Here is a 1910-nt window from a genome sequence, read left to right on the forward strand (position 1 = left end):
CGCACGGCGGCGGCGGGCTTGGCGGCCGGCGCGGCGGCTTGGGGCGCCACCTCGGGCTCGGGCGCCGGTGCGGCCACGCGGGCAGCCGGCCGATGCTGCTGCGCCAACTGGCGTGCCGGCACTTCGATGACTTCGCCTGCATTGATCTTGAATACGGCCACCGCTTCGGCCAGGCGCTGCGCCTGATCCTGCAGCGAGCCTGCCGCGGCGGCGGCCTCTTCGACCAGCGCCGCGTTCTGCTGCGTCACTTCGTCCATCTGCGCGACGGCGCGGTTGACCTGGTCAATGCCGCTGGACTGCTCGTCGGAGGCCGCCGAGATCTCGCCCATGATGTCTGTCACGCGTTTGACCGAGGCGACGATCTCCTGCATCGTCGCGCCGGCGCGTTCGACCTGCTGCGAACCGGCGCCCACCTTGGATACCGAATCCTCGATCAGACCCTTGATCTCCTTGGCGGCCTGGGCGCTGCGTTGCGCCAGCGAGCGCACTTCGCCCGCCACCACCGCAAAGCCCTTGCCCTGCTCGCCCGCACGCGCGGCTTCCACCGCGGCGTTCAGCGCCAGGATGTTGGTCTGGAATGCGATGCCGTCGATCACCGACACGATTTCCGAGATCTTGCGCGAGCTGGCCGAAATGCCTTCCATGGTGCTGACCACTTCCGACACGGCCGAACCGCCACGCTCAGCGACGTCCGACGCGCTGGCCGCCAGCTGGTTGGCCTGGCGCGCGTTGTCCGCGTTCTGCTTCACGGTCGAGGCCAGTTGCTCCATCGACGCGGCGGTCTCTTCCAGCGAGGCGGCCTGCTCTTCGGTGCGGCTGGACAGGTCCGTGTTGCCCGCCGAGATTTCACGCGAACCGACGTTGATTTCATCCACGCCGCGGCGCACCGCGGACACGGTGCGCGCCAGGCTTTCCTGCATGCGCTTGACGGCCGCCATCAGGGCGCCGATTTCGTTGGTGGAGTTGACGTCCACGCGTACGGTCAGGTCGCCTGCGGCGATCTTGTCGAAGCTTTCGCCCACAACGCGCAGCGGACGCAGCACGACGCGATTCATGAACAGGAACGCGCCCAGCGACACCACCAGAATCAGCACGGCCAGACCGATGTAGACGAAGGTCATCGTCGAGGCCTGTGCGCGCGACGACTTCACCATCTCTTCGCTGAAATTGTTGATGTTGGCGGCAAAGTCCGTGAGCTGCTTGAAGAACAGGCCGCTGGCGGCGCCCGCCTTCGTATTCTTGAGCGACAGGTAGGTCGCGGCGTCGCCCTTGTCCAGGGCGGCCATCATGCCTTCCAGGGAGTCGGCAAAGCCAGTGAAAGCGGACAGCAGGTCGCCTTCGGACTTCCGGCCGATCTCGGTCGTCTTCGGAATCGCCTTGAAGGTCTCCATCTTCTTCTTGGCGTCCGCGATCAGCTGCTGGACGATGCGGGAGTTTTCGGCGGCGCCGCTCGCGTCGCCTGCGGCGCGCTGGGCAGCGGCGATGTCGGCGCGCACAGTGGCGCGCAGCATCTGCGTGTACGAGTCCTTGATCAGATTGCTCTGCTGGACGCTCAGGGAATCCAAGGTGTTGATCGCCCGGGCATTGGACTGCATGCTGTTCCAACCCAGGACAATGGCAACGAGCGCGGCCAAGGCGACTGCCAATTGGGCCAGCATCAAGCCGGTGCGCACCTTCAGATTGCTAAACATTTACGTAGTTCCGGTAATCGTGCTGGCGGCGCTCTCCTGGCCGTCAGCACGTAAAAGGGATTTTCTCTACTGCCTGTTCAATGCACTGGCGGAACGGGTCCGTCAGAAGGACTCCCAATCGTCATCCGCGGGCGGCGGACGGCGCGAGGCGGGCTTGGGCGCCGCCGCGGCAACGTCCGCGGCATCCGCAGTGCGCGTGGCCGGCCGGCGCAGCGGGCG

At 66.3% G+C, this 1910-nt stretch carries 1 protein-coding gene; it reads right to left on the minus strand.

Annotated elements, in window-relative coordinates; all coding sequences use genetic code 11:
- On the minus strand, nucleotides 1-1691 hold a 1691-nt coding region (locus tag HV681_RS27640), incomplete at its 3' end, for a methyl-accepting chemotaxis protein (RefSeq protein WP_175126280.1).
- Between the last annotated feature and the right edge of the window lie 219 nt (nucleotides 1692-1910).

The sequence above is a fragment of the Achromobacter animicus genome, assembly GCF_902859585.1.
GTDB classification, from domain to species: domain Bacteria; phylum Pseudomonadota; class Gammaproteobacteria; order Burkholderiales; family Burkholderiaceae_B; genus Achromobacter; species Achromobacter animicus.